We start from the raw sequence: 23,600 nt of genomic DNA, 5'->3' as shown, positions 1-23,600 counted from the left end.
GGAGGTCGAACCCCTATGGCTCGGGTAGGAACTCCACTGGCGCGGTCTGAGCATGTGCGCGGTCTGAGCATGTATTGGCGTTCTGTTTCCGTCTGCCGCGGTGTCTCGGAAGTGCCTAGTGATGTCCCTAGTCCAGGATACCGGCGAACTCGGTCATGTTGCGCTTACGCGGGGGATTGGTGGCGGGAGACGGAAAATGGCGATCGAAGGGGAAGCGACGGGCAGTCCTGAATCGTCGTTCCGCCGCATCGGATTGGCGTTGGTCGGTTTCCTCGCGCTGCTTGTCTTCGGATTTTTCGCGTATCGTTGGGTCGCCCCGGTCCCCGAGGAAAAGACGGTCGCGCAGCAGTGGAACGAGGCGATCAGCCGACTAGGAATCGAGCCCATCTATCCCCCGCAGGAGGATGTCGCGGTCGGGGATGTATTTGTGCTCATCACGGAGGATGCGCTGAGCGACGTGGCAAAGGAGCCCCTTGCCGGCAGGGCCCTCAAGCTATGGCATATGGATCTCACCGAGAAGCTCGAGCAGACCTACGCCGAGATGTACAGGTTCCCGGAGACGCCGGATCCGCCGGCGGAAGGAAAACCTTGGAAGCTCGCCTCGTCGACGGCTTCGGTGTTCAAATCCGGATCGCCCCGCGGCGACTTGCCGCTCGTCCTCTTTCCCGGCTTCTCCATATCGAGTACCCGCAACGCCACCCTGGGCGCCAACTCGTCCGAATGGTTCGGAGGAATGTTCGGAGGATCGGCGTCGTCCGAGACGACGACCGAGGTCAGAATTTCGGCGGCCGAGTCTTACGGCCTGCCGGGATTAGTGGCGGAAGCCGAATTGATCAAGTTCTGCGCAGATGCCGTTCTCAAGGTGCAGTGCACCGATGCCGAGGCTCGGAAACAGATGTCCATCGTGGTCGGCGGTAAGATCTTCGAGCAGGTAGAGGATCCGAAGACCAAAAAATTGAAGCCCCGGTTTTCTTTGGAGATCGCGCTCGTTTCGCGGATATTCCTGACGAGATCCATGCACACGACGATCAGACGGACCGGGAGCGGACGTGGGTCGGCGTCGACCGGCGAAGCCAAGCCTGGAACCGCTTCTCCGCCCGGAAAGCACGAAGGCGCCGGACAATCGAGCGAGACTGCGAAGCCGGAGGCCGTCGTGCCAAACTCCCCCGGAGTGACGTCGTCTCTGCAGTTCGGGAGTTCATCAGTAATTTCGACCATCGACACGCTGCAGAGGCCGGTGGCCTTCGGCTATCGCTCCGTGAGATGGATACCGGGAGACGGGTCATGATCAGAGCGGGCTTCCTTATCGTGCTTCTGACGATCGTCGTGTCCTTACCGGCCTCGGCCCAGGGGCCCGCGCCTCCGGGCCCCTGCGCGCGCGATCAGGACGCTTGCAATATCATCAGTCGCGAGGCCGGCGATTCAGGCAATTCCGGAGGCATCGGATCCAAGAAGGGCACCGGCGGGAGCGGCACGAACGCGATAGTCAGGCCGGACGGGCCGCTAAATTCTCCGATCCCTGTCCCATCGCCCCCGAGCCTTCCCAACCTGCCCAAACGTTTCGGCTTTTGATGGCAGAAGCAGAAGACGTTCGGCCTGGACGTCATTGCTGACTGACACGGTGCCGAGCCGCGGGACGAGGCGCGCCGGTAAGAGCGAGGAGCTCCGAAACCGACCAGTGCCCGATGACGACTCGGCTCATCTCCGACATCTCCTTTACCAAGAACGATGACGATTGACGTGCAGCAAAACATTTATGAGTCGAACTGGTTCGGCTCGCCGATGCGGCAGAGAGTCGACCGGCAATAGCGAGATCGAAACGGCCGATATGCATGAACCTCCGACGTTGGCGCTTCAAGTTGACGATGGAATTCCCTTCGCAATACCCGGGACGCCATAGGACCCTCCTACCTCCCGTTACGGCGTCTCGACATGCTGGCGGCTTTGGCATGTCAGGAGACGGGCGAGGTCTGGCCGATACTGCGCAGGATCGACCGTATGACGACCGCCAGGCTGCTCGAACTCTGCGTTGGCGATATGCTGGACTCGGATCGCGGGCGGACGCGTTTCCGCTGGACAGCGACGATCTGAAGAATCACGTTCCGAACGGCCGCGCGATGTTCGACATCGCCCGCCAATCTCTTGTCGAGATGGCGGAATACATACCGAGCTATCGCCCGGCCGCACGTCGGGCCAGCAAGTTTTGTCACGCGTTCGGCATCTTTCAATGCGACATCCAGTTTCTCGACGAGAAGCCGGACTACTTCTGCAGCGGCAATGGGCTAACTTCGGCATTGGTCTCGACCGCTGTCTGCACGAGTTGAATACTGCGATATGCAAGGATTGCCTACAAATGCCGGTCGCTTCGTTGCTTCGAGGGGCTTGCAGCAGGGCACAAATCCGACGGTAAGTACTACGGGCAGTTGCTGTTCGATTTCATCCGTCTGGCGCACACGGTGCCGGACGACGGCGGAGCGCATGCCGATGCGGTGCCGGGACGTGCACTAATGGCCGGCCCGCCGCCGCTCACCGACCTTGAACGCGTCGAACTTGCGAGCACCGGCGCTTGACGTCGAGGATTCCGATCATCTTCGATACAAGCTGGGAGGCGGCAAGGCATACTGCAAATTTATGCGCACGATTTTGTCATCTCACGGGGATCTACCTTCCGAGAGTCTGGTGGAGCGGGGCAGCTATCGAGAAAATTTCCGCCGGTCAGCAGGTCGAACCAAAGTTGGAGGTAACGATCGATGAGCAGCGCGCCAATGACCTGTTCCGATGGCTGAGGGGCTTCGGACTGCGCTTCGGCTGGAGAAGGGGCGGTTGCTTCCTTGAGCATGGCCGACGAATGCCGACTCCACGGACCGGATCTCGAAACAGTTCCTACGGCTTTACTGTCACGCTTCTGAAGGACTGCGAGGCCGGTGCGACATCCTTGCATTCCTTTCCACCGCCGGCATCGACCGTCCCATCGTCGCTGAGTATCTGCACCTCGTCACCGCCCGGGATGGCGAACAGCGCTTCGGGATTGAGCCCGGTCAGCTTCACCTGTTTCAGGATCTCCGGATCCTTCAGTGGATCGCTCGACCAGCGGTAGAGGTCGGAGCTTCCCTTTCCGTCGATGGGGCCGGCGACGATCAAGTAGGAGTCGCCGATCCGCTCGATGCTGCGCACGCCCCTGCCGTCGAGCTTGATCTCGATGAAATCTCCGAGGTTCGGTTTTTCGCCCTTCATCACAACGTCGTCCGGATTTTTGAGGGGAACTATCAGGGCCTTGCTTTCCCACAGCGGATTCCGGAAACCGATCAGCAATTCGCCGGCCGGTGTCGCGGCCAACCCTTCGATATTGAGGGCGCCCTCTGTCTTCGGAGGCTTCTTGGCGGCGGCCGCCAGGTTGTACTTCTCGAACCTCTTGTCCGAGAGGTCGTCGACAAGCTTCGAGTAGGGCGCTCCTGCGTCTCGTAGCGCGGGCACCGCTCCGTCGACGATGTCCGTTGAGAACAATCTTCGCCGTCGGTCTTGAACCTTGCCTTTCTTGCTTGTGCCGTGGGAGGAGATCCAGAAGATTCGCTTGCCGATTAGGGCGGCACCTTCGATGTCCGATTCCTCGTCCGGATCGACCTTGAGGAACGCCGACATGTCCTTTTCGGCGACGGAATCGGGCTTGCCCCGCTTGTATATGTGCAGGATGTTCAGCTCATCGTCGGCGACCACGAAGTGATCCTTGTCCAGCGCGACGGCAGCGGATGCGTCGCAGATGCCGCGATAAACCGTGGTCGCCGGCGTATCAGCCCGCACCGTCGAGAGCGAGGCCAGGGTGATTGCGATCGTGTATCCCAGGCTCTGAAAAATCTTCATGCGTTCGTTCCTCCATCGGAGTTGGGTCTTCACGGTGGCTGGCCTGGCCACAGGCCTAGAATTTGTAATTCAACGCGACAAGGTATTGCCTCTGCTTTATCAGAGTGTCCTTGTCAGTGCCGTCCGTGTAGCGGACCGAGATTGAAGACCCGCCGTCCGGTGTGATGCTGAAGCCCACTTCCGCAGCCCAAAGCAGAGCTTCGATTCCGCGGTCGAACTCGCGATGATAATGTATCGTCAGGTCGGCATAGAGCCGGCCGACGAGGTCGGGAAAAATGGGAGCCGCGAATGGATCGTAAACGCTCCGATCCGGGAACGGGGTCAGGTGCAGGCGGGCCACCGCTCCGGCCCAGACGTAGTCTCCGCGCTTGAGCGCCGTGGCGCCGACGGCGTCGACGTGCTTGACGTCCGTTTCGGCCCTGAACTGCCAGAACCAATCCAGATAGCTCATCGCCGGCGCTCCGATCGTCCCGCCGAGCCGTAAGTTCGGGGCAATCGGTTCCCACGCTCCGGTCATCCCGTACACGCGCGCCTCGCCTCGGAAGTCGGTTTGCGCGTACGGACTTGCGATCAGGTACTGAAGGTCGAAGATGGGGCCTCCGATCACGGATGCCTGGGCATCGAAGCCGACCTTGAGCGCGCTCCTTTCTGATTTTGCGCGCGGCGAGTTGATGGCGCCCTGTGCATCGGTCCACATCGCGACCGTCGATCCGAACAACGAAGGCGCATTGAAGTCGTGTTTCGCATAGGGGTCGCTCGGCAGCCCTTCAAAGCACGGGCTCATCGGATCGTTCTTGATCAGGACGTATGAGACGCGGCCGTTGACCGTGAGCGAATCGGTCTGCCCGAGCTGGTCGTGCGTGAAGCTGGCAGATGCACCCTTCGCCTTTGCGCGCGGAACGAAGCCGGTGATGAAAGTGGAATCACGAAACTGGTAGGTATCCAGCCGGTCGCGTCGTATGAAAAGCCTTTGTTCGTTTTCGCAACCGCCCTTGGGAGGTTTCGATACTACGGGGAGGGCCGGCGCCGGTCTGTTCGATGCCACCTTGTCGATTTCCGCCACCTTCCGGTTCTTGAAGAAAAGAACGTCGTTGGCGACGGCTCGGGCACGGTCCGCGAAGCTTGTCGCGCTGTCTGCGCGCATCTTGTCGACTTCACCGGCGTCGAGCCGTCCGTTGAAGTTGCTGTCGTACTTGGCGAGCACTGGGTCCTGCGCGTGCATCCTCCAGACCAATGCTTCGGCCTCGTCCAGGATACCGTCCTTGTTGCGGTCATAGTCCTTGGCGGAAAGCGTCTCGGCCGCTTGGGCGCTCGTCACGATCGAAAACAGGACGCACGCGACGAGGCCGGAGATGCTCCTCATGACTGTCTTCCTTCAAGTGACGCGCCAGCCGAAGTGCCTGTAGGTGAGGACCGCGGAATCGATGAGGTTGCCCAAGGTCTGGATATCGCGGATGCCGATCGCGACCGGCGGTTGCGACTGCCAGGGGAACTGGACACCGTGAAACAGCGCGCTTCGCCAGGCGGGGATGTAGGTGGCGCTGATCTTGTTGACGTTGACCCAGAGCACCTGTCTCCCGGTCGCCGGGTCCATACCTTGGATCAGGCTGTCATCGGCGTGTTTGGATCGATGGAATGACCACGTCCGGGGTTGTGACTGTGATCGAAATACCATTCGAGACGGTGGTAGATTTCGTCCCGCCTGATCGATCCGCCAGCTACCGTCTCGAAAACGACCGGTTTGCGCGGTGCCCGGCTCGCGCCCTTTTTCTTCTTCGGCCCCTTTGCCATTCCACCCCCGTCCCGACAATCGCCCCCGTTCGCAAGCAAAGGCGCAATGCGGCACGAGTTGTACTAGGGAATGCCCGGGGTACCGCTCCTGCGTATGTGCGGTGGGACCGCACGCCGGTACGGTCTTCGCGCTTTCGTCCGCATGAAGAAAATGCGACGTCGGCCTTAGGGACTCTCCCAGTACCCGTGGATCGCAGCTTCTGATCGGATGCAGCGGGTATCGGAGAGGCATCATATGATCGAAGCGTTTTCCGTCGCGACGGCGCACTTTTTTCAGGACGCTCTGGCGTCCCAGGCGCGCCTCCGGTTCGAGGTGTTCGTCCGGAGACGCAAGCTGGATCATTCTTCGTGGGAGGGGCTTGAGTTCGATGAATTCGACACGCCTGCCGCAACCTATCTCGTGTGGCGCGACCCGGAGCGGGTCGTCAGGGGTGTCGCGAGACTCCTTCGCACCACGAGACCGTACATGCTTCGAACTTACTGGCCGCACCTCGTAGAGAGCGGCGTCCTGCCGTCGTCTCCCGGCATCTTCGAGGTGACGAGGGTCTGCATCGACAAATCAGTGAATCCGGTCTTGAGGCGCACGATTTTTCCGGAGCTGCTGTGCGCCATCCAGGAATTCATCGTTCTGCACGGTGGGGAAGGCATGATCGGTGTTACGCGTGAGCATCTCTTGTCGCATTTCATAAGATCGGGTATTCGCTGGCTCGGCCACGCGGACGAGATCGAGGGGGAGGTGGAGAGGGCGTTCTACGTTCCCGTCGGTGCGATCCGGCCCGTCTTGCACTGCACGCGGTTCGGAATTGCCCCGAATGTTCTGGAACCCGGCCCCGAACTTGTCTCCGTCAGGAATGCGGCATGACCGAACGGGTCTGGTGCGGGCCGACATTAAGTTCGACCGACGACGATGCGGCCGAACACATGGCCGATGCGTTGACCTACCTCAGTCGCGCCGCGGCGGATGCCGGTTACGATGCAGTCGCTGCCGACCTCATTATTGTGCGCGACAAGCTCAATTTGCTAGCGGTTGCTGGGAAGGCCGATAGGAAGAGGGCCAACGCATGAGAAACGACGATCTGCGTGACGAATCAGCGGGGCTCCTTGCGTTCTTCGCTGCGCACGAATCCGAAGTACGCTCGTACTGTCGGCGGATTCCATCCCTTCTGCGGACGGCGAAGGGCGCCTGCATCGTCGACGATCAAGGCCGGACCTACGTAGATTTCCTTTCGGTTGCGGCGCTCTGAACTATGGGCACAATCATCCGCTCCTGAAGGCTGCGGCGATGGAATACCTCCTCTCCGACGGATCGCTGCCGCGCTTGATTTTCACACCGAAGCGAAGCTGCGCTTCATGTCCGAATTCGAGCGTCGTATCCTCGCTCCGCGGGGCCTCCTGTACCGGATGCAGTTTCCGGGCCCGACGGGAACGAACTGCGTGGAGGCGGCCATCAAGCTGGCCCGCAAGGCTACCGGTCGGAATTGTGTTGTTGCGTTCACCAATGCATTCCATGGCGTCTCTTCTGGCGCACTGTCAGCGACGGCTTCGGCCTTCTGCCGACGGTCGGCGGGTGGTCTATTGAACGGCGTCATGCGGTTGCCCTTTGACGGCTATCACGGGGCCGACGTTGCAGACATCGAGCGCTTCGAGGCTATGGCGCTCGATCCTTCCGGCGGCGTCGAGTCCGTCGCTGCCTTCATTGTCGAGACGGTCCAAGGGGAGGGCGGGCTGAACGTTGCATCCGAATCCTGGCTCGTTGAGCTTGCAGCGACGGCGAAACGTCTCGGCGCCCTTCTCATCGTCGATGACATCCAGGCGGGCTGCGGACGTACCGGCTCCTTCTTCAGCTTCGAACGGGCTGCCATTGTCCCTGACGTTGTATGCCTTGCCAAATCAATAAGCGGATACGGCTTTCCGATGTCGCTGTTGCTGATGCGGCACGAACTGGACGTGTGGGCTCCCGGCGAACACAACGGCACGTTCAGGGGAAATTCGCTTGCGTTCGTGACGGCGGCGGCCGCGATCGAATTGTGGACTGACGAATTCGTTGCGGGCATCCGTGAAAGAGGATTGATGCTGACCCGTTGGTGCGCGGCCATGGTGGCGGAGTTTCCGGCGCGCCTCAGGTCGAAAGGCATCGGAATGATGCAGGGGTTGGAGTTTGCCGATCCTGAAGAAGCGGCCGCGACAGCGGATCTGGCATCGCGAACTGGAATTGTTATCGAATGTTGCGGTCCCCGGGACGAAGTCCTGAAGGTGATGGCGCCACTCAATATAAATACTGATCTTTTCGCTTCGACGTTGGCCCGTCTGGGTGATTCCGTCAGATCGGCGTTACGTTCGCGCGATCCCGAAACCGTCCTGGTGTTGGAGCGCGATGAGGCCGTACTCGATCCTCACGATGACTGCGGTGCGATCGTCGGCGCCGAGTCTCCGTTTCAGGTTGCCGATGATCTCATGCGGGATCGATAGGAGTCTTGTTCATCGTCCGGCGTCCGTATGCGGACTGTTCTTTGCGTATTGCAATTTGGTCATGTCGTCCGCGTGCACGATGTCGGTGCGCGGCATGATCTAGTCCGAGAGAAGCGGAAGCTTATAGCAAGACGGTTCACGGCCAGGCGTTCAAATCCGCATGAGACCGCTCCCCAATGGCCCTCATCACACGTTCAAGCGGAGACCACGGTTGCCGCAAGGGCCGCGCCGCAACAAAGGAGGCGGCAGCACGAGTGCACACACAACGCCAATATTGTTGTCCGACGCGCGCTGCCACCTTCAGTCGCCGCCCAGCGGAGTGCTGCTGCATTAACGGCGTTTTCAGGCGGCGCATACTTGAACGAGCCTCCTATGACGCCCGCGTACCACCAGTTCTTCCGGCCTTGAGAATCGATGCAGGTCACTTTGCCGCTGCCGGCCATCTTGTGAGGCGGTGCCATTTCGATCAACACATAGCATTCGCCGTCCCGTGTCCGGACGGGCAAACCGACAATCATTTCGCTGCCGTCGGCCGCTAAAGGTATTTTGGGACGTCGTAGTTTATGGGACGAAGTATGGGGAAATGCAGGATCTCATCACGGATACACTCGATCCCAAGAGCCGCCGACGGCTCTAGGGATAGCCGGCAGGGAGTTTCGCAATCCGCAATGTCGAGTCCGATCTCATAACGGAATGAGGCCCCGCTTGATCCCCATGATGACCGCGGTGATGCGGTTTCCGGCGCCGAGCTTGCGCATGCCGTTGCTCAGGTGAAATTCGACGGTCTTTTCGGAGATGTTCAGGATTTCTCCGATTTCCCAGTTTGTTTTGCCTTCCTTGCACCATCGCAAGCACTCGAGCTCCTGCGCAGTAAGCGGGCAGATTTCGTGGTCGCGTTGATCTGCCAATTCGCAGTACTTCAACCAATACTGGACGCTAAGCATGTAGACGTGCGTGATCCTGTGGCTGGGAACCCGGTCTGCGACGCGTTGGCTGAGGCTGATGAGATCGACTTCCTGTCCCAAGCCGTGGATCGGGATGGTGATCCCCGAGTGGACGCCGAGTTCACGGCATTGTTCGAAAAACGATTTCTGCTCCCTGGAAAAGCCGCTGCGTGGATGGGTATCAGACCATTTGAACGGACCGCGCGCGGAATGCACGCGCTGCACGACCGGGTCGATCCGGTCCCAGTTCTCGGTCCGGTACGTCTCCAGATAACCTGCGGGGAATTCGCTCCATGGTATCGAAGTCAGACGCCGGTTGTTTGCCCTTGCGAACACCGCATTCTCATATCCCTCCTCGGCGACTGCCGACAAGAACAGCTTCTTCAGCACGGCCGCCGACGCTACGTGTTGCGTGGTCTCTATGAAGGTCTCGACGTTCGTCCCCATGCTGCCCCCACCTCTTCGTGTTCAATTTCAATTGAATTGCATGAAGAATTCCATCATTGCCCGGTTGAAGGTCTGCGGCGACTTCCAGTGCGCTGCGTGTCCCGCTTCGATGAGCTGAGGGCGACCTTTCCAAAGGTTCTTGAATCGTATTCGATCGAAATGGTCGAGCCGCAGAAAGGGATCTGCCCGACCTTGCACGACGGCAATGGGCCGCGCGACCCGTGACACGGCATCGATCTCGTCGACCCCGCGCCCCGCCAGGCCATTCGTCACCATCCAAAAGCGTGCGTTTCCGTCGGTTCGCTTCGCCGCTCGCGCGAGCAAATGCTCGGAGCCGAGCCGCTCACCCATCATTGCCTTCGTGTAGCGGCGAATATCTTCTGACCGAAAGTGCCTTCTGCCTGCTAGGGCCGTAGCGCCTGTCCAGCGAAAGCCTTCGTTTACGCTCGTCGGATTTAGCCGGACCGGCGGAGTTCCAGTGATGAGCAACGATTCTACTGCCGGATTGCGAGCCCACATTTCGATTCCGATATGTCCCCCGAGGGACCATCCCAGAGCGTGAAAGGAGTCGTAGCCCAACCGACGCATCAAGGAGTTCAGGATGCGAGCGTAACCGGGGAAGCTGTAGGTGCTCGAAGGTCGGTCGGAATCGTCCGACTCGCCGTGTCCGGGTAGATCGGGCACGACGATGCCGAAGTCCGTCTTGGCGAGATCCGCGAATTGCTTGGCGAACACCTCCTTGCAGGAGGAGTTCCCATGGATCAGAAGGATTCCAGTCCGACCGGCTCTTCGCTGCAGGAAACGCAGCCTCACGCCGTCGATCAGGCAAGTACGCGAAATCATAACCGTCATCCAAAAGGTGACCCGCAGGCTGTTGAAGCGCCCGCAAAAGAAATCCGAGTATATTTTGCAATTTATAATTGCTCTCATCGTACACACGCGCGGCCGCGGGTCAAGCACGGGTTGGTGATTCCGCGGACCGATCTCCCAGCCCTGGCTAGCGTGCGCCCTATGCGCGGCGCGCTGGCGGATCGCCGCGATGCTGCGTCTCCCTACTGGTCGTCCACGAACTACGCGATCAAAAAAAGTGCCCCGTTTGCGGTGGTCGCGAATGGGGCAAGGCTGGGAGGAAGGGCCTGGATATCCGCGAGGCGATGCGGATAGCGCAGCGGGGCTGCAGGCGGCCGGCGGGCTTGCACCATGCGGCCGGAAGCCCACCCGATCGGATGGCTCGTCAAGGTGACGCCGACACTGTTGTGCTGTACGTCGCCGGTCACGGCCTGATCAATCAGGAAACCAATGCCGGTAAGCTTTGCTGGTGAGGCGATGAGAGCCGGCCACATAAGGTCGCTCTGCCGCAAGCTCCCCGATGCAGCATTCACTGGACTTACGGTTCAACCGAGGCACGTGAACTGACCTATTCTCCAATAACGCCCGAGTTTCTGAGCAAAGAGGAGGACGTTCCGGCCGGCTGTATCTTACCAATTGTCGACCTCGAACTGTTGAACGGCGCCGGCGAGTTTATCCCGCAGCTCGGTAAATCGGGAAAGGTGTGCGTCTCTGGCCCAGGAGTAATGAAGGGCTATCTCAATCAGGAGAATACCCACTTCTTCATCGAAAGGCAGGGCAGGCAATACTTTCGAACAGGCGATCTTGCGGAATTCCGTGATGGTGTGCTGTATCTGCTGGGCAGAGGGGATCATCAGATCAAGACGAGAGGTTATCGAGTAAATCCTAACGAGGTAGAGAGTCTCGCAGCAGCCGCGCCCGGCGTCGCGCAATCGATCGTCGTGGCAGTGCCAGGCGCTCGGTTTGGTAATCTGATGGTGGCATTCGTCAATCGGAGGCCAGGCGAATTAGTGGATGAGGCCACACTTCGGCACCACGTGGCTCGCTTAGCGCCGCGCTACATGATCCCGGAAAGGTTTATTCTCAACGAGTACCTGCCATCGGCCGCAACAGGCAAGGTGGATCGTTCTTCGCTGAAAGCGCGAGCAATTAGATAGTGGCCCAGAGGAGCTAGCCTCGGGATGCCAGCGCGCGGCGGCGATCGCGCGATGGCGATGGATCATGCCAACGAGAAAGTCCGCATCAACTGCGTCGGTGCCGGCACCGTTGAGTCTTCCTATACGACAAGCCGTTCGCCGAGAGCCCTGTGATGGTACCGATGTGACGAAGCGCTGGGGCCGCGTCTTGCTCGAGCGGCGGTCTCTGCGCGCAGGCCTGCGACTGTGCGTCGATACCCGCATGCTGGTGCGGCTCGCCAATTATGGTCATATCGCGCAACGCGATGGAGATACGGTCAAAATGAACGCCCTGAAGTCGTTTTCGCCCGATGGCCAAGACCGAGCGCGTCGTCTCCCGCCTTCAGTTGCCGGAAGCGCAGATCAACCGATTGCAGCCTGTCGGTAAGAAGAATCGGATCGAGATAGGCGCAACCTATGAGGTGATCGGCGGTCCCTCGCGTGCTGCGGCATCAATCAGTTCCGGTCCGGCGATGGCGAGACGTCGGGGCGCGTTGGCCTCGGCACACTGGACCAGATCGAACGTATGGGCGCTCAAACGAAACTTTGGGCCTACCGAGCCTGCTTTCCAGGAAGATAAAAGATGGCGTCAGTTCGAACGAACTGTCACCCGTAATGCGCCGGTGGCTCGGAATGATGATCTCATCGAATTGAGACTGGCAGCTCGCACACTCAGCCTGGCGCATTGCCGCTGCGACAGCGAAGCGAAAGTTGCTGGGGGTTAGACTCTGCGTACCCGATCAGTCGATCAAGCTCGTCTAGAGTGGGTCGGCGATCGCGCTCGTTTGATTTTCCGACTAGATCGAGATGTTTGAGTGCTGCCCGAGCCACTTCAACGCTCTCGACAGAGACATTGATGCCATGGACCGCCGCAGCATGGAGTAGGATCGTGCGAATGAATGAGAAATCAATTGCCAGGGTGGCCGCCCTGCGCCTTGCGCCGCTCGCTTCCGTCCAAACTCAATCAATCTCTCGCGTGTCATGTCCTTGAGGTTTACCCGCCCGAGCGAGGTCTTGAGTGCCTTGAGCACCATAGACTTTGATCGTCGAACGGGCTTCCCGACTTGTGCAAGATCGTCCAGATGCAGTGCGATCAGACCGGAGAAGGAGAAGATGCGCGGTTGCTCCTGGGATTTTGAGCGCCGGATTGGGGTTCCTCGATAATGGAACGTTCGCTTCGATGGCCCACGCCTCGGCACCGCGTCGCCGGACGAACGTGTTCGCGACGTACTGGCGTTTCCTTCTGACCTGGACGCGCCAGCTTCCCGAGCCCAGCTTGGTAAAGATCGGCATCGTCTGTGCACTCCACCCCCGATTTCGTGTGCGCTACGTGTGCACCGAGAGATCAAGCGCAGTACAAACGTGTGTAATTTTGGCTAGTTTGGAGTGCACACAAAGCGCACACGTTCCTGATCTAGTCCATTGAAAACTTAGAGTAACAGATTGAAATATCAAGATTATCGCTTTTCCGTGGCGCCCATGATGGACTGGACCGACCGGCATTGCCGGGTGTTCCACCGTCACCTGACGAGGCGGGCGCTGCTCTATACGGAGATGCTGACCACTGGCGCCATCATTCATGGTGACCGGAAGCGGCTGCTTGGGTTCGACGTGGTCGAGCACCCGGTGGCGCTTCAGCTCGGCGGGTCGGATCCGCGCGAGCTGGCGCTGGCGGCGCGGATCGGCGAGGAGTTCGGGTATGACGAGATCAACCTCAATGTCGGCTGCCCCTCCGACCGCGTGAAGGACGGCCGTTTCGGCGCTTGCCTCATGGCGGAACCTGATCTCGTGGCGAGGTGCGTGGAGGCGATGAAGCGTGCGGTTGCCGTGCCCGTCACCGTGAAGTGCCGCATTGGCATCGACGACCAGGATCCGGAAGTCGCGCTCGACAAGCTTGCGCGCGCGGTCGTCACCTCCGGCTGCAATGCGCTGATCGTGCATGCCCGGAAAGCGTGGCTCAATGGTTTGTCGCCGAAGGAGAATCGCGAGATCCCACCGCTTGACTATGATCGCGTCTATCGCCTCAAGTGCGCGATGCCTGATGTGCCCGTCATCATCAACGGCGGCATTCCCGGCGTCGATGAGGCAAAAGCACATCTCGATCACGTTGACGGCGCGATGCTCGGACGGGCCGCCTATCAGGAGCCATGGCGGCTGCTCTCGGTCGATACCGACATTTTCGGCGAGGCGGCGCCGCATGCCTCGATGCAGGATGCGCTCGAGGCGATGATGCCTTATATCGAACAGCAGCTCGCGCGGGGCACGCGGCTGCACTCCATGACGAGGCATTTCGTTGGCGCATTCCACGCCGTTCCCGGCGCGCGCGCCTTCCGCCGCCATCTTGCCGAGCAAGGGGTGAAGCCGGGCGCCGGCCTCGATGTGCTGCGCGATGCGATCGCGCGTGTCGGTGCGCGCGCGCCGGCGGAGGCGGCGGCGGCCTAGCCGTAGTCCATACGAAGAGCCGGATTCGCAAAATCCGGCTCTTCCGCGATCCGCCTCAGCGGAACAGATCAAAATGATAGTTCACGCCGACGCGGAAGGTGTGGAGTTTGGCGGCGTTCCAGTCCGGCAAATCGTCGTGCTTGAACTCGGTATAAAGATATTCGGCCTTGGCCGACCATTTCGGCAGGAATGCCCATTCGACGCCACCGCCGGCGGTCCAGCCCATCTTCATCTTGTTGATCGGGCCATCCTTCAGCTGACCGGCGGCAAGACCCGCGGTCCCGAAAAACAGCAGCTGCGAATCCATCGTCGCGATGCCGGCGCGGGCGCGGCCGCTCATGTACCAAGGCAGACTCACCGCGGCGCTGTTGAGCGAGTCGTGATTCTTGATGTCTCCGCCTTCGAAGTCGTTCTCGATGCCGACCACGAACATCGGCGAGAGCTGGTAGTTGTAGCCGATCTGCGCGCCGCCGAAGGCGCCCTTGACCTTGCCGCCGCTCGTGCCGACGAGATTGTTGAAGGCGTCGTCGCCGCTCTCGGCATAGCCGGCGTTGAGGCCCGCATAGAGGCCGGTCCAGGAATAGACCGGCTGCGGTGCCGTGTAGGCGGAGGAGGGCGCCGCATAGCGCGCCGCCAGGTCCGCAGCGCAGGTGTCGCCGACGGCGAACGCCGCGGCAAAGGACAGGGTGCACATTGTGCGGCGTAAGACGGCTCTTGCAATCATGATTCTCAGTCTCTCACTTGGCCAGCTCCCTCATGGGAGCAGCGCTCATCCAACCCCGGCCCGGGACCGCCTCTCATTATAAACCGACCAGTTGGTTTGTAAATAGGGCAAGTGCCACACTGACACGCTTTCGCAGGGCTCCGCCTGATGTTGCAGCCGTGGTGGATGGCAGCCCGCGTGATCGCGTCTGTCGGACGTGGCGGCGTAGCTCTCGTAGGACCCTAGTCCACCGCCAGGCGCGAGCGGCGGTGATTGGGCTGGAGCTCCGGATAGCCGGTGAGCATCAGCTTGTCGGCGCGCACGCCCCAGCTCTCCAGGCGATCGAGGAAGCTCATGCCGAGCAGATTAGTCTTCATCTGCCCGCGCTGCACGACGAGGGCCGGCACCGATTTCTCCACGAGGTGGCCGACGGAGAGGCGGTCGAGCGTGAGGCGGGCCGCCTTGGTATGGCCGCCCGCAGTTTCGAGGTCGACATCGTATTCGAGCATCTCGAGCGGCAGCCCGATCGCCTTCGCGGTTTCCCAGGTCAGCACCACCGAGGTCGCGCCGGTGTCGATCACCATCGGTGCGGCCACGCCGTTGATCTTCGCGCGCAGCGCGAATTCGCCGCCCTGGCCGCGCTGAATCTGCACGGCAGGGGCGGGCGATGCGATCTGTGTGCGAAAGATATGCGAGACCTTGCTGCTCGCGCGCGCGATCTGGTCGGAATCGCCATAGGCGACGACGGCACCTGCCGTGCCGGCGAGCGTGATGAGAACGAGCAGGAAGCGGATCATTGCGCACCTCCAGATGCGCGCAGGCCGGTCAAATGCGTTTCGGCGATCCTGCGATCGGCGCAAGTCCAGCCTGACTCATGCGCGCCGACAACAGCGCCATGACCGCGAGCCGTTCCGCGCTCGCCATGGCGTGCCAGCGCGCGATCTCCGGCAACGTGCGTCCGCAGCCGAAGCACAACCTGGTCTTGGGATCGATCATGCAGACGGCCACGCACGGGGTTTCTTTGCTCATTGGGGCATAGTGGGAGATAGTCGGGCATGTCTGCAAGCATCTCGTTACGAGCCCGTGCCTGCGCTCATGATCGGCTTGCGACGGGGCCGGCGTTTCTCGTCCGCTACCGCGGAACTCTCGGGCTGCAGTGGCGGAGAATCATCCGACATCGGCGCCAGTGCGCTCATCACGCGCTCCGGCGGGAAGGTGACGATCACTTCGGTGCCGATGCGCAGCTTCGATTTCAGCGTGAACGTACCGCCATGCAGGTCAATCAGATTCTTGGCGATCGGCAGGCCGAGACCCGCGCCCTGTTCGGCCGACTTGATCGAGTTGGAGCCTTGGCCGAACGAGGCGAGCACGACGGGGATCTCGTCCTCGGGGATTCCGGAGCCGGTATCCCTCACCGAGAGATATTGTCCACCTGAGGCCGTCCACCCCGCCTTGAGCCAGATCTCGCCGCCCTGCGGGGTAAACTTGATCGAGTTGGAGAGCAGATTGAGCACGACCTGGCGGATCGCGCGCTCGTCAGCCCAGAGCCGCGGCATTGCCTGCTCGAACACCTCGTGGATGGTGATGCCGCGGCTCGAGGCGCGCAGCTTCATCAGATGATGGCAGTCGGCGACAATGCCGACCAGCGAGACCGCTTCCTCGTTGAGCTCGTAACGGCCGGCCTCGATCCGCGACAGATCGAGGATCTCGTTGATGAGGTTGAGCAGGTGGACGCCGGAATTGTGGATGTCCCCGGAGTACTCCTTGTAGACCGGCACGGCATGCGCGCCAAAAATCTCGCTCTTCATCACCTCGGAAAAGCCGAGGATCGCGTTCAGCGGTGTGCGCAACTCGTGGCTCATCTGCGCGAGAAAGCGCGACTTGGCGACGTTGGCGGATTCGGCGCGATGGCGCGCTTCGTCCGAGATCGCCTTGGCCTGTTCGAGCTCGCCGATCAGCGCGTCCTTCTCGGCGCGCGCCTCGAGCGTGGCGAAGGTCGAAGAGTGCAGGCGGTGCGCCAGCAGCACGAAATAGCCTTCGGCGGCGAGCGCGAGCGCGGCCAGGATGTAATTGTCCAGCGAGCCGGTCATCACAAAGCTCAGCGCCATCGCGACCGCGACCGGCGCGGTGGCGGCAAGGGCGGCGATCGGCAGATTGGCGGCCAGCATGCTCGATACTGCGATTACCAACAGCATCAGGAACATCATCAGCGTTTCCGTGATCATGTCGAGCACGGGATGGATCAGGATCGCAATCCAGCAAAGACCATAGAGCAGGTCGAGCACGACGAAGCGCGTCTGCCATGCGCGCGTTGCCGCGGGCGAGGCGGGTTCGGCCAGGAAGCGGTGGCAGCTGCGGATCATGGCGGCATGGATGCAGAGCATGCCGGCGGTCCAGGCCGCGGCCGGGATCGGCTGCATCCACAGCCCGAACAGCACGCCCGTTGCCACCACCAGCAGCATCACGACGTAGGAGGCCGACAGCCGCGTCTGGGCATAGTGGCGCAGCATCTCGGCATCGAAAGCCGGCCGGGTTCCACTGGTCGACGTTAACTTATCGCGCGCCTCGCGCACTCGCTGTGCCGCAGCCCGGCGATGGCTCGCCGACGGCGCGCTCACCGGCTCGGCCGGAAGCTGCACAACCTCGGGCTTTTCAGCGGGTTTACTCATCGCACAACAACAATTCCTACCCGCGCGAGACGGGCCTTCTGCATTGTCTATCTCTGGCAAGAAATCCTTAAGAGGTGACTTAAGGAGCTAAAGAATTACGTTAACCCGGCGTTAATTTTGGATCCGGCCTGAGCCGCTCAATGCAGCGCCGCATGCTGCGCGATGTACACCACGGCGCCGGCCAGATAGCCGGCGAGCGCGGGAACGGCGATGCGGCGGGCGTACCAGAGGAACTCGATGCGCTCGAGCCCCATGGCGGCGACGCCTGCGGCCGAGCCGATGATCAGGATCGAGCCGCCGGTGCCGGCGCAATAGGCGATGAACTCCCACAGGAAGCTGTCGGCCGGATAATGCGCCAGGTCGTACATGCCCATCGTCGCGGCGACCAGCGGCACGTTGTCGATGACGGCGCTGAGCAACCCGAGCACGATCACGATGATGTCCTGGCGGCCAATTGCGGCGTCCAGCCATTTGGCCAGCATGGAGAGCAGGCCGGCATGTTCGAGGCAGGCGACTGCGAGCAAGATGCCGAGGAAGAACACGATCGAGCCCATGTCGATCCGCGTCAGCGCATTCGCAAGCGTGAGCGGACCGCGGACATGCTCATCCTTGTTGCGATGAACGATCTCGCCGACCAGCCACACGATGCCGAGCCCGAGCAGGACGCCCATGAAGGGCGGCAGGTGTGTGACCGTCTTGAAGGCGGGAACCGCGATCAGTACGCCGAGTCCGAGATAGAACATCACGTTCCGCTCGAACGGATCGACGCGCTGCAATCCGTCCTCTTTCGGCGGCGGTGCGATGGTCTTGCCCCGAAGCGAAAAGCTGATGAATGCGAGCGGCACCAGCAGGTTGAGCAGCGAGGGCAGGAACACCGCGCCCATGATTTTCAGGGGCGAAATCTGTCCGCCGATCCACAGCATGGTCGTGGTGACGTCACCGATCACGGTCCATGCACCGCCGGCATTTGCGGCGATGACGATGAGGGAGGCGAACAGCAGGCGATCGTCGCGCTTGGCGATCAGCCGCTGGATCAGCGAGACCATGACGATGGTGGTGGTCAGATTGTCGAGGATTGCGCTGAGGAAGAAGGTCACGAAGCCAATCAGCCATATCAGACGGACCTGGCTGGTCGTGCTGATGCGCGAGGTGATGACTTCGAAACCGTCATGGGCGTCGATCACTTCGACGATGGTCATCGCCCCAACCAGAAAGAACACGATCTGCGCGGTGGAGGCGACGGACTCGTCAAGCTGACGGCCCACCAGCGTGTGGTCGCCGGTCGCGAGCGCGTAGATTGTCCAGAGCACGCCCGCGCCGAGTAGCGCAGACGCACTCTTGTTCACCCCGATCGGGTGCTCGAGCGCGATCGCCGCATAGGCGAGGACGAAGATTGCGGCGAGTGCGATCAGCAAGGCAGGACCACTTCGTCAGGTGTCAGCGATTAAGTCGCGCGAGCAGGCTCGACGTATCCCAGCGCTTGCCGCCCATCTTCTCGACCTCGGCGTAGAACTGGTCGACCAGCGCGGTCACCGGCAAATTGGCGCCGTTGCGGCGGGCTTCGGCCAGCGAAATGGAGAGATCCTTGCGCATCCATTCTACCGCGAAGCCGAAATCGTATTTGTCGTCATTCATGGTCTTGTAGCGGTTCTCCATCTGCCAGGACTGCGCGGCCCCCTTGGAGATGGTCTCGATCACTGCGGCGACGTCGAGGCCACTCTTCTTGGCGAAGTGAATACCCTCGGAGAGGCCCTGGACGAGGCCGGCGATGCAGATCTGATTGACCATCTTGGTCAGCTGACCGGAGCCCGCGGGTCCGAGCAGCTTGCACATCCGCGCATAAGCACCTGTGATGATCGGCTCAGCGCCGGAATAGGCATCCTGGGCGCCGCCGCACATCACCGTCAGCACGCCGTTCTCGGCGCCGGCCTGGCCGCCGGAGACCGGGGCGTCGATGAACTTGAAGCCGGCCTTGGTGGCGGCTGCATCGAGTTCGCGTGCGACCTCGGCGGAAGCGGTGGTGTGGTCGACGAAGGTCGCACCCTTCTTCATGCCGGCAAACGCGCCGTCGCCGCCGATCGTGACCGCGCGCAGATCGTTGTCGTTGCCGACGCAGCACATCACGAAATCCTGGCCCTCGGCCGCAGCCTTCGGGGTCGCCGCGGTCTTGCCGCCGAACTTGTCCGCCCACTCCTTCGCCTTGGCCGCGGTGCGGTTGTAGACGGTGACCTCATGGCCCCCTTTTTTCACGAGGTGTCCGGCCATGGGGAAGCCCATCACGCCGAGACCGAGGAAAGCGACTTTAGCCATCTGGAGTACCTTGTCCGTAGTTTGGGTTTTACGGTTCTTGCCCGGCGAGGGGCGCCGGGTTCCGCCATTGCGGCAGATCGCGCGCACCATAAACCCTTGAGGCCGGAGGGCAACGGCTTCGTTTGGCTCGCGCCTGTGCTAGGATGGCGGACCTAAGGACTTCAAAAAAAGGGAGCGAAGGCATGGGCGGCGTAAGCGTGGGCGTGCTCGATCATTTCAACATCCGGACCCGGAATCTGGCCGCGACCGTCAGCTTCTACGAGGACGTGCTGGGCCTGGAAAAAGGCGCCCGGCCGGATTTCGCCTTCCCGGGTGCCTGGATGTACAGCGAGGGCAAGCCGGTGGTGCACCTCGTCGATATTTCTCCGACTGCTGAGCCACAAAAGCCGGATTCCGGCGTTGTCCACCACGTCGCCTTCGCCAGCCGCGGATTTGACGGCATGAAGCAGCGGCTGGCCTCAAAGGGGATGAAGTTCGACTCCCGCCAGGTGCCCGGCGGCGAACTCTGGCAGATCTTCGTCCACGACCCCAACGGGGTCATGATCGAGCTCAATTACGAGGCGGCCCTGGAGCAGGGGGCGGCGCCCGCCGAGATGGCTGACGATATCGGCAGGCAGTAGCCTTTTGGGCGTTTCCGCTCTAATGGGGCATCCTAAAGCCTTGAGCATGATCTGGTCGGAAAACCGCTCCACACTTTTCCGGATCATGCTCTGTTCAGGAGATGCGCTTTGAGCGTGACGCAGCAACAGGTTCTCGACAGCCTCGCCAGGATCAAGTCGCCCCGCGGGGTCGCGCTCACCAATGCCGATGTGCTGAGCGCGATCAGCGCGGCCGACGGCAAGGTGTTCTTCTCGATCAATGTCGATGCCGCCGAGGCGCGAGCCTGGGAGTCCATCCGGGCCGAGGCCGAAGCCGCGGTGCGCGCCATTCCCGGTGTAACCACCGTCATGGTGGCGCTGACCGCCGAGCGCAAGGCCGGTGCGCCGCCACCGCCGCCAACTCCCAGCCGCGGCACCCCGGGCGTGCAGCCGGTCCATGCCCACAAGCCGCCGCCACAGGGCGGCGCCCAGTCGCCGATGGCGCGGCAGTCCGAGATTCCGGGCGTCGGGGCCGTGATCGCGGTCGCCTCGGGCAAGGGCGGCGTCGGCAAGTCCACCACCGCGCTCAATCTTGCGCTGGGCCTGCGCGATCTCGGCCTCAAGGTCGGGCTGCTCGATGCCGACATCTACGGCCCCTCGGTGCCGCGGCTGACGGGCCTGCACGACAAGCCGGAGCTGAACGACGAGCGCAAGATGATTCCACTCAAGCGCTTTGGCGTGGCCATCATGTCGATCGGCTTCCTGGTGGAAGAAGAGACCGCGATGATCTGGCGCGGGCCGATGGTGATGTCGGCGGTAACGCAGATGCTGCGCGACGTCGCATGGGGCGCGCTCGACGTCCTCGTCGTCGACATGCCGCCAGGCACCGGTGATGCCCAGCTCACGCTCGCACAGAACGTCCCCTTGAAGGGCGCCGTGATCGTCTCGACCCCGCAGGACCTGTCCCTGATCGACGCAAGGCGGGGGCTTGCGATGTTCAAGAAGGTCAACGTGCCCGTGCTCGGCATCGTCGAGAACATGAGCTATTTCCAATGCCCGCATTGCGGCACGAAATCCGACATTTTCGGCCATGGCGGCGCGCGCCACGAGGCCGAGAAGCTCGGGGTGCCGTTCCTGGGCGAGGTCCCCCTGCACATGGCGATTCGCGCCACCTCGGATGCCGGCACGCCCGTCGTGGACAGCGAGCCGGACGGTCCCCATGCGGCGATCTATCGCGCCATTGCGGGACAGGTGCGGGATCAGCTCAAGGGCGTCATCGCGGCGGCCTGACCCGGCCCGTGCGTCCATTCGTTGGGGACATGCGACTTTCGTAGAGCCCTGTCATGCCAATGTCGCGTTTCGAAAGCGGGGCTTCCGTGTTAAAGGCCCACGGCAGTCAAGCCCCTTCGGTTCGACGCGGCCCAAAAGCGCGTCGCCGGAATGAGCGGCAGCAAAGAGGAAGTTAGGGGAAACGCCCCAACAAGGAGAGACTGAAGATGAAGCGTCGTGATTTCCTGAAAGTGTCGGCAGCCGGCGCGGCGGCGACCGCCGCGGTGGCCTCGCCAGCGATCGCGCAGTCCTCGCCCGAGATCAAGTGGCGCCTGACGTCGAGCTTCCCGAAGTCGCTCGACACCATTTATGGCGGTGCCGAGCAGATGGCGAAGTACGTCGCCGAGATGACCGACAACAAGTTTCAGATCCAGGTCTTCCAGGCGGGCGAGATCGTTCCGGGCCTGCAGGCGCTGGACGCGACGCAGAAGGGCACCGTCGAGATGTGCCACACCGTGTCGTATTATTACGTCGGCAAAGACCCGACTTTCGCAATCTTCGCGTCGGTGCCTTTCGGCCTCAACGCGCGCCAGCAGAATTCCTGGTTGTACCAGGGCGGCGGCAACGAGCTCGCCAACGAGTTCTTCAAGAAGTCGAACGTGATGGGCTTCCCTTGCGGCAACACCGGCACCCAGATGGGCGGCTGGTTCCGCAAGGAGATCAAGACCGTTGCCGACCTCTCGGGCCTCAAGATGCGCATCGGCGGCATTGCCGGCCAGGTGCTCCAGAAGGTCGGCGTGGTGCCGCAACAGCTCGCCGGCGGCGACATCTATCCGTCGCTGGAGAAGGGCACCATCGACGCGGCCGAATGGGTCGGCCCCTACGATGACGAGAAGCTCGGCTTCGCCAAGGTCGCCAAATACTACTACTATCCGGGTTTCTGGGAAGGTGGTCCGACCGTTCACGCCTTCGCCAACATCGACAAGTGGAACGAACTGCCGAAGAGCTACCAGGCGATCCTCACCAACGCGACCGTCAACACCAACACCTGGATGGCGGCACGCTACGACATGGTGAACCCCGGCGCCCTGAAGCGCTTGGTGGCCGGCGGAACGCAGCTTCGTCCGTTCACCAACGAAGTTCTGGAAGCCTGTCTCAAGGCAACCAACGAATTGTGGGCGGAGATCTCGGCCAAGAATCCTGATTTCAAGAAGTCGATCGACGCCATGCAGGCCTACCGCTCCGACGAATATCTGTGGTGGCAGGTCGCCGAATACACCTACGACAGCTTCATGATCCGCTCGCGCACCCGCGGCTGATCTTCGCAAGACGTCGGAAGGCGACACGCCCGGTCTCGTTCGCGAGGCCGGGCTTTTCTTTGGCGCGATCGAGTAGGGGACGTGGAGCCTGCGGAGCGGCGTCGTCCCCGGTACGAGCGGGGCGTCCAACAAAAAGCTGAAAAACAACCCCATGCACAGTAGACGAGGGGTGAGGAGACAAGGCGCTGTGAGTGCAGCCAACAGCTTGATGCGATGGAGCTAATTGCAGGCAGGCCCGATCATCGCGCGGTCGGAGGCAACTCCGCATTTTGGGAGCCAAGGCGGGTGTGTGCCCGGGAGCACCAAGCGAGTGCTTCAGGCAGGACGTTTGACTCGTCGGGCAAAACAGTGGCAGAAAGGCATAATCGTATAATCCGAAATTATTGCTTCGGTGCCGATCCCTGGGAGTGACGATGAGCTTCGATCCCGATGAGGTTCAACGCGCGCTGCGCAAAGCCTGGTCGTTGGCAACCGCGAGCCAATGGACGGTGAACAATCTGGCGGCAGGGCAATGCAACGTCACCTCGCTTCTCGTTCACGAACTGTTCGGCGGCGACTTGCTGAAGACGCCTCTGCCGGCCGGCGACCATTTTTACAATCGGATCGACGGCCTAAGGTATGACTTCACAGCGAGTCAGTTCGATCAGCCAGTCGCTTACATGGACTTGCCGACAGATCGGGCCGACGCAGAGCTGGGTGCAACAGGCGATCAGCTGGCTGAACTCAGAGCAGCTCTTCAGGAGCATCGTGCGAAGTCAGGTCAGCCCAGTCGCTGAC

25 protein-coding genes are annotated in these 23,600 nt (G+C 61.5%); 12 read left to right on the top strand and 13 right to left on the bottom strand.

Annotated features, from left to right (window positions below; all coding sequences use genetic code 11):
• Window positions 1-196 precede the first annotated feature (196 nt).
• Entirely contained in the window at window positions 197-1,288 is a 1,092-nt protein-coding gene (locus IVA88_RS25030; protein WP_247499816.1) for a hypothetical protein, read from the top strand.
• A gap of 661 nt (window positions 1,289-1,949) precedes the next feature.
• The gene (locus tag IVA88_RS25025; RefSeq protein WP_247499815.1) at window positions 1,950-2,324 is read left to right on the top strand and encodes a hypothetical protein; all 375 of its coding nucleotides are present in this window, start codon (window positions 1,950-1,952) and stop codon (window positions 2,322-2,324) included.
• A 559-nt stretch (window positions 2,325-2,883) separates the two neighbouring features.
• On the opposite strand, the gene IVA88_RS25020 is transcribed toward IVA88_RS25025, so the two are convergent.
• Genes IVA88_RS25020 through IVA88_RS25005 form a run of 4 tightly spaced genes read right to left on the bottom strand, consistent with a single transcriptional unit; the run spans window position 2,884 to window position 5,649 of the window.
• Window positions 2,884-3,858, bottom strand: a complete 975-nt coding sequence (locus tag IVA88_RS25020; protein ID WP_247499814.1) for a DUF3616 domain-containing protein — start codon at window positions 3,856-3,858, stop codon at window positions 2,884-2,886.
• A gap of 55 nt (window positions 3,859-3,913) precedes the next feature.
• Window positions 3,914-5,221: a hypothetical protein gene (locus IVA88_RS25015; protein WP_247499813.1), complete on the bottom strand. Its 1,308-nt coding sequence runs from the start codon at window positions 5,219-5,221 to the stop codon at window positions 3,914-3,916.
• A 12-nt stretch (window positions 5,222-5,233) separates the two neighbouring features.
• Window positions 5,234-5,428 (bottom strand): hypothetical protein, encoded by a 195-nt coding sequence (locus IVA88_RS25010; protein WP_247499812.1) that lies wholly within the window; start codon window positions 5,426-5,428, stop codon window positions 5,234-5,236.
• 32 nt (window positions 5,429-5,460) lie between these two features.
• Window positions 5,461-5,649, bottom strand: a complete 189-nt coding sequence (locus tag IVA88_RS25005; protein WP_247499811.1) for a hypothetical protein — start codon at window positions 5,647-5,649, stop codon at window positions 5,461-5,463.
• Window positions 5,650-5,884: 235 nt separating this feature from the next.
• Here IVA88_RS25005 and IVA88_RS25000 point away from each other — a divergent pair, with 235 nt between their 5' ends.
• The 3 genes from IVA88_RS25000 (at window position 5,885) to IVA88_RS24990 (ending at window position 8,118) form a co-directional block, all read left to right on the top strand.
• Window positions 5,885-6,511: an acyl-homoserine-lactone synthase gene (locus IVA88_RS25000; RefSeq protein ID WP_247499810.1), complete on the top strand. Its 627-nt coding sequence runs from the start codon at window positions 5,885-5,887 to the stop codon at window positions 6,509-6,511.
• Complete coding sequence (locus IVA88_RS24995; RefSeq protein ID WP_247499809.1) at window positions 6,508-6,714, top strand: hypothetical protein; 207 nt, start codon at window positions 6,508-6,510, stop codon at window positions 6,712-6,714. Before IVA88_RS25000 ends, IVA88_RS24995 begins: the two co-directional genes overlap by 4 nt.
• A gap of 285 nt (window positions 6,715-6,999) precedes the next feature.
• Window positions 7,000-8,118: an aminotransferase class III-fold pyridoxal phosphate-dependent enzyme gene (locus tag IVA88_RS24990; protein ID WP_247499808.1), complete on the top strand. Its 1,119-nt coding sequence runs from the start codon at window positions 7,000-7,002 to the stop codon at window positions 8,116-8,118.
• A 683-nt stretch (window positions 8,119-8,801) separates the two neighbouring features.
• Here the strand turns inward: IVA88_RS24990 and IVA88_RS32525 are convergent.
• The 3 genes from IVA88_RS32525 to IVA88_RS24970 form a co-directional block, all read right to left on the bottom strand.
• Window positions 8,802-9,509: a LuxR family transcriptional regulator gene (locus tag IVA88_RS32525; protein WP_276577900.1), complete on the bottom strand. Its 708-nt coding sequence runs from the start codon at window positions 9,507-9,509 to the stop codon at window positions 8,802-8,804.
• A 27-nt stretch (window positions 9,510-9,536) separates the two neighbouring features.
• Window positions 9,537-10,352 (bottom strand): alpha/beta hydrolase, encoded by an 816-nt coding sequence (locus tag IVA88_RS24975; protein ID WP_247499807.1) that lies wholly within the window; start codon window positions 10,350-10,352, stop codon window positions 9,537-9,539.
• A gap of 227 nt (window positions 10,353-10,579) precedes the next feature.
• Window positions 10,580-10,852: a hypothetical protein gene (locus IVA88_RS24970; protein ID WP_247499806.1), complete on the bottom strand. Its 273-nt coding sequence runs from the start codon at window positions 10,850-10,852 to the stop codon at window positions 10,580-10,582.
• A gap of 9 nt (window positions 10,853-10,861) precedes the next feature.
• Between IVA88_RS24970 and IVA88_RS24965 the strand changes: the two genes are divergently transcribed.
• The 3 genes from IVA88_RS24965 to dusA all read left to right on the top strand — a co-directional run bounded on the left by IVA88_RS24965 (window position 10,862) and on the right by dusA (window position 13,975).
• Window positions 10,862-11,515 carry an AMP-binding protein gene (locus IVA88_RS24965; protein ID WP_256466849.1) on the top strand — a complete coding sequence of 218 codons (654 nt, stop codon included), beginning with the start codon at window positions 10,862-10,864 and terminating at the stop codon, window positions 11,513-11,515.
• A gap of 329 nt (window positions 11,516-11,844) precedes the next feature.
• Window positions 11,845-12,258, top strand: a complete 414-nt coding sequence (locus IVA88_RS24960) for a hypothetical protein (RefSeq protein ID WP_247499805.1) — start codon at window positions 11,845-11,847, stop codon at window positions 12,256-12,258.
• A 718-nt stretch (window positions 12,259-12,976) separates the two neighbouring features.
• Complete coding sequence (gene dusA, locus IVA88_RS24955; RefSeq protein ID WP_256466822.1) at window positions 12,977-13,975, top strand: tRNA dihydrouridine(20/20a) synthase DusA; 999 nt, start codon at window positions 12,977-12,979, stop codon at window positions 13,973-13,975.
• A 55-nt stretch (window positions 13,976-14,030) separates the two neighbouring features.
• Here the strand turns inward: dusA and IVA88_RS24950 are convergent, their stop codons facing one another.
• The 6 genes from IVA88_RS24950 to IVA88_RS24925 form a co-directional block, all read right to left on the bottom strand.
• On the bottom strand, window positions 14,031-14,699 hold the full coding sequence (locus IVA88_RS24950; RefSeq protein ID WP_247499804.1) for an outer membrane protein: 669 nt from the start codon (window positions 14,697-14,699) through the stop codon (window positions 14,031-14,033).
• Between the two features lie 221 nt (window positions 14,700-14,920).
• Entirely contained in the window at window positions 14,921-15,475 is a 555-nt protein-coding gene (locus IVA88_RS24945; protein WP_247499803.1) for a TIGR02281 family clan AA aspartic protease, read from the bottom strand.
• A 28-nt stretch (window positions 15,476-15,503) separates the two neighbouring features.
• The gene (locus IVA88_RS24940; protein WP_247499802.1) at window positions 15,504-15,707 is read right to left on the bottom strand and encodes a DUF1289 domain-containing protein; all 204 of its coding nucleotides are present in this window, start codon (window positions 15,705-15,707) and stop codon (window positions 15,504-15,506) included.
• A gap of 44 nt (window positions 15,708-15,751) precedes the next feature.
• Complete coding sequence (locus IVA88_RS24935; protein WP_247499801.1) at window positions 15,752-17,347, bottom strand: HAMP domain-containing sensor histidine kinase; 1,596 nt, start codon at window positions 17,345-17,347, stop codon at window positions 15,752-15,754.
• A 137-nt stretch (window positions 17,348-17,484) separates the two neighbouring features.
• The gene (gene nhaD / locus IVA88_RS24930; protein WP_247499800.1) at window positions 17,485-18,762 is read right to left on the bottom strand and encodes a sodium:proton antiporter NhaD; all 1,278 of its coding nucleotides are present in this window, start codon (window positions 18,760-18,762) and stop codon (window positions 17,485-17,487) included.
• A 22-nt stretch (window positions 18,763-18,784) separates the two neighbouring features.
• A complete protein-coding gene (locus tag IVA88_RS24925) occupies window positions 18,785-19,657 on the bottom strand; it encodes an NAD(P)-dependent oxidoreductase (RefSeq protein ID WP_247499799.1) in 873 nt (290 codons plus the stop codon).
• Window positions 19,658-19,839: 182 nt separating this feature from the next.
• On the opposite strand from IVA88_RS24925, the gene IVA88_RS24920 reads away from it, so the two are divergent.
• The 4 genes from IVA88_RS24920 (at window position 19,840) to IVA88_RS24905 (ending at window position 23,599) form a co-directional block, all read left to right on the top strand.
• Window positions 19,840-20,277: a VOC family protein gene (locus tag IVA88_RS24920; protein WP_247499798.1), complete on the top strand. Its 438-nt coding sequence runs from the start codon at window positions 19,840-19,842 to the stop codon at window positions 20,275-20,277.
• Between the two features lie 108 nt (window positions 20,278-20,385).
• Entirely contained in the window at window positions 20,386-21,525 is a 1,140-nt protein-coding gene (locus tag IVA88_RS24915) for an Mrp/NBP35 family ATP-binding protein (RefSeq protein WP_247499797.1), read from the top strand.
• Window positions 21,526-21,731: 206 nt separating this feature from the next.
• Entirely contained in the window at window positions 21,732-22,823 is a 1,092-nt protein-coding gene (locus IVA88_RS24910; protein ID WP_247499796.1) for a TRAP transporter substrate-binding protein, read from the top strand.
• 413 nt (window positions 22,824-23,236) lie between these two features.
• Window positions 23,237-23,599: a hypothetical protein gene (locus tag IVA88_RS24905; RefSeq protein ID WP_247499795.1), complete on the top strand. Its 363-nt coding sequence runs from the start codon at window positions 23,237-23,239 to the stop codon at window positions 23,597-23,599.
• Window position 23,600 lies beyond the last annotated feature (1 nt).

It is taken from the genome of Bradyrhizobium sp. 149 (assembly GCF_023073915.1).
GTDB lineage: Bacteria > Pseudomonadota > Alphaproteobacteria > Rhizobiales > Xanthobacteraceae > Bradyrhizobium.
The sequence above is the reverse complement of the archived record's forward strand: the minus strand, read 5'-3'. Positions and strand labels throughout refer to the sequence as shown.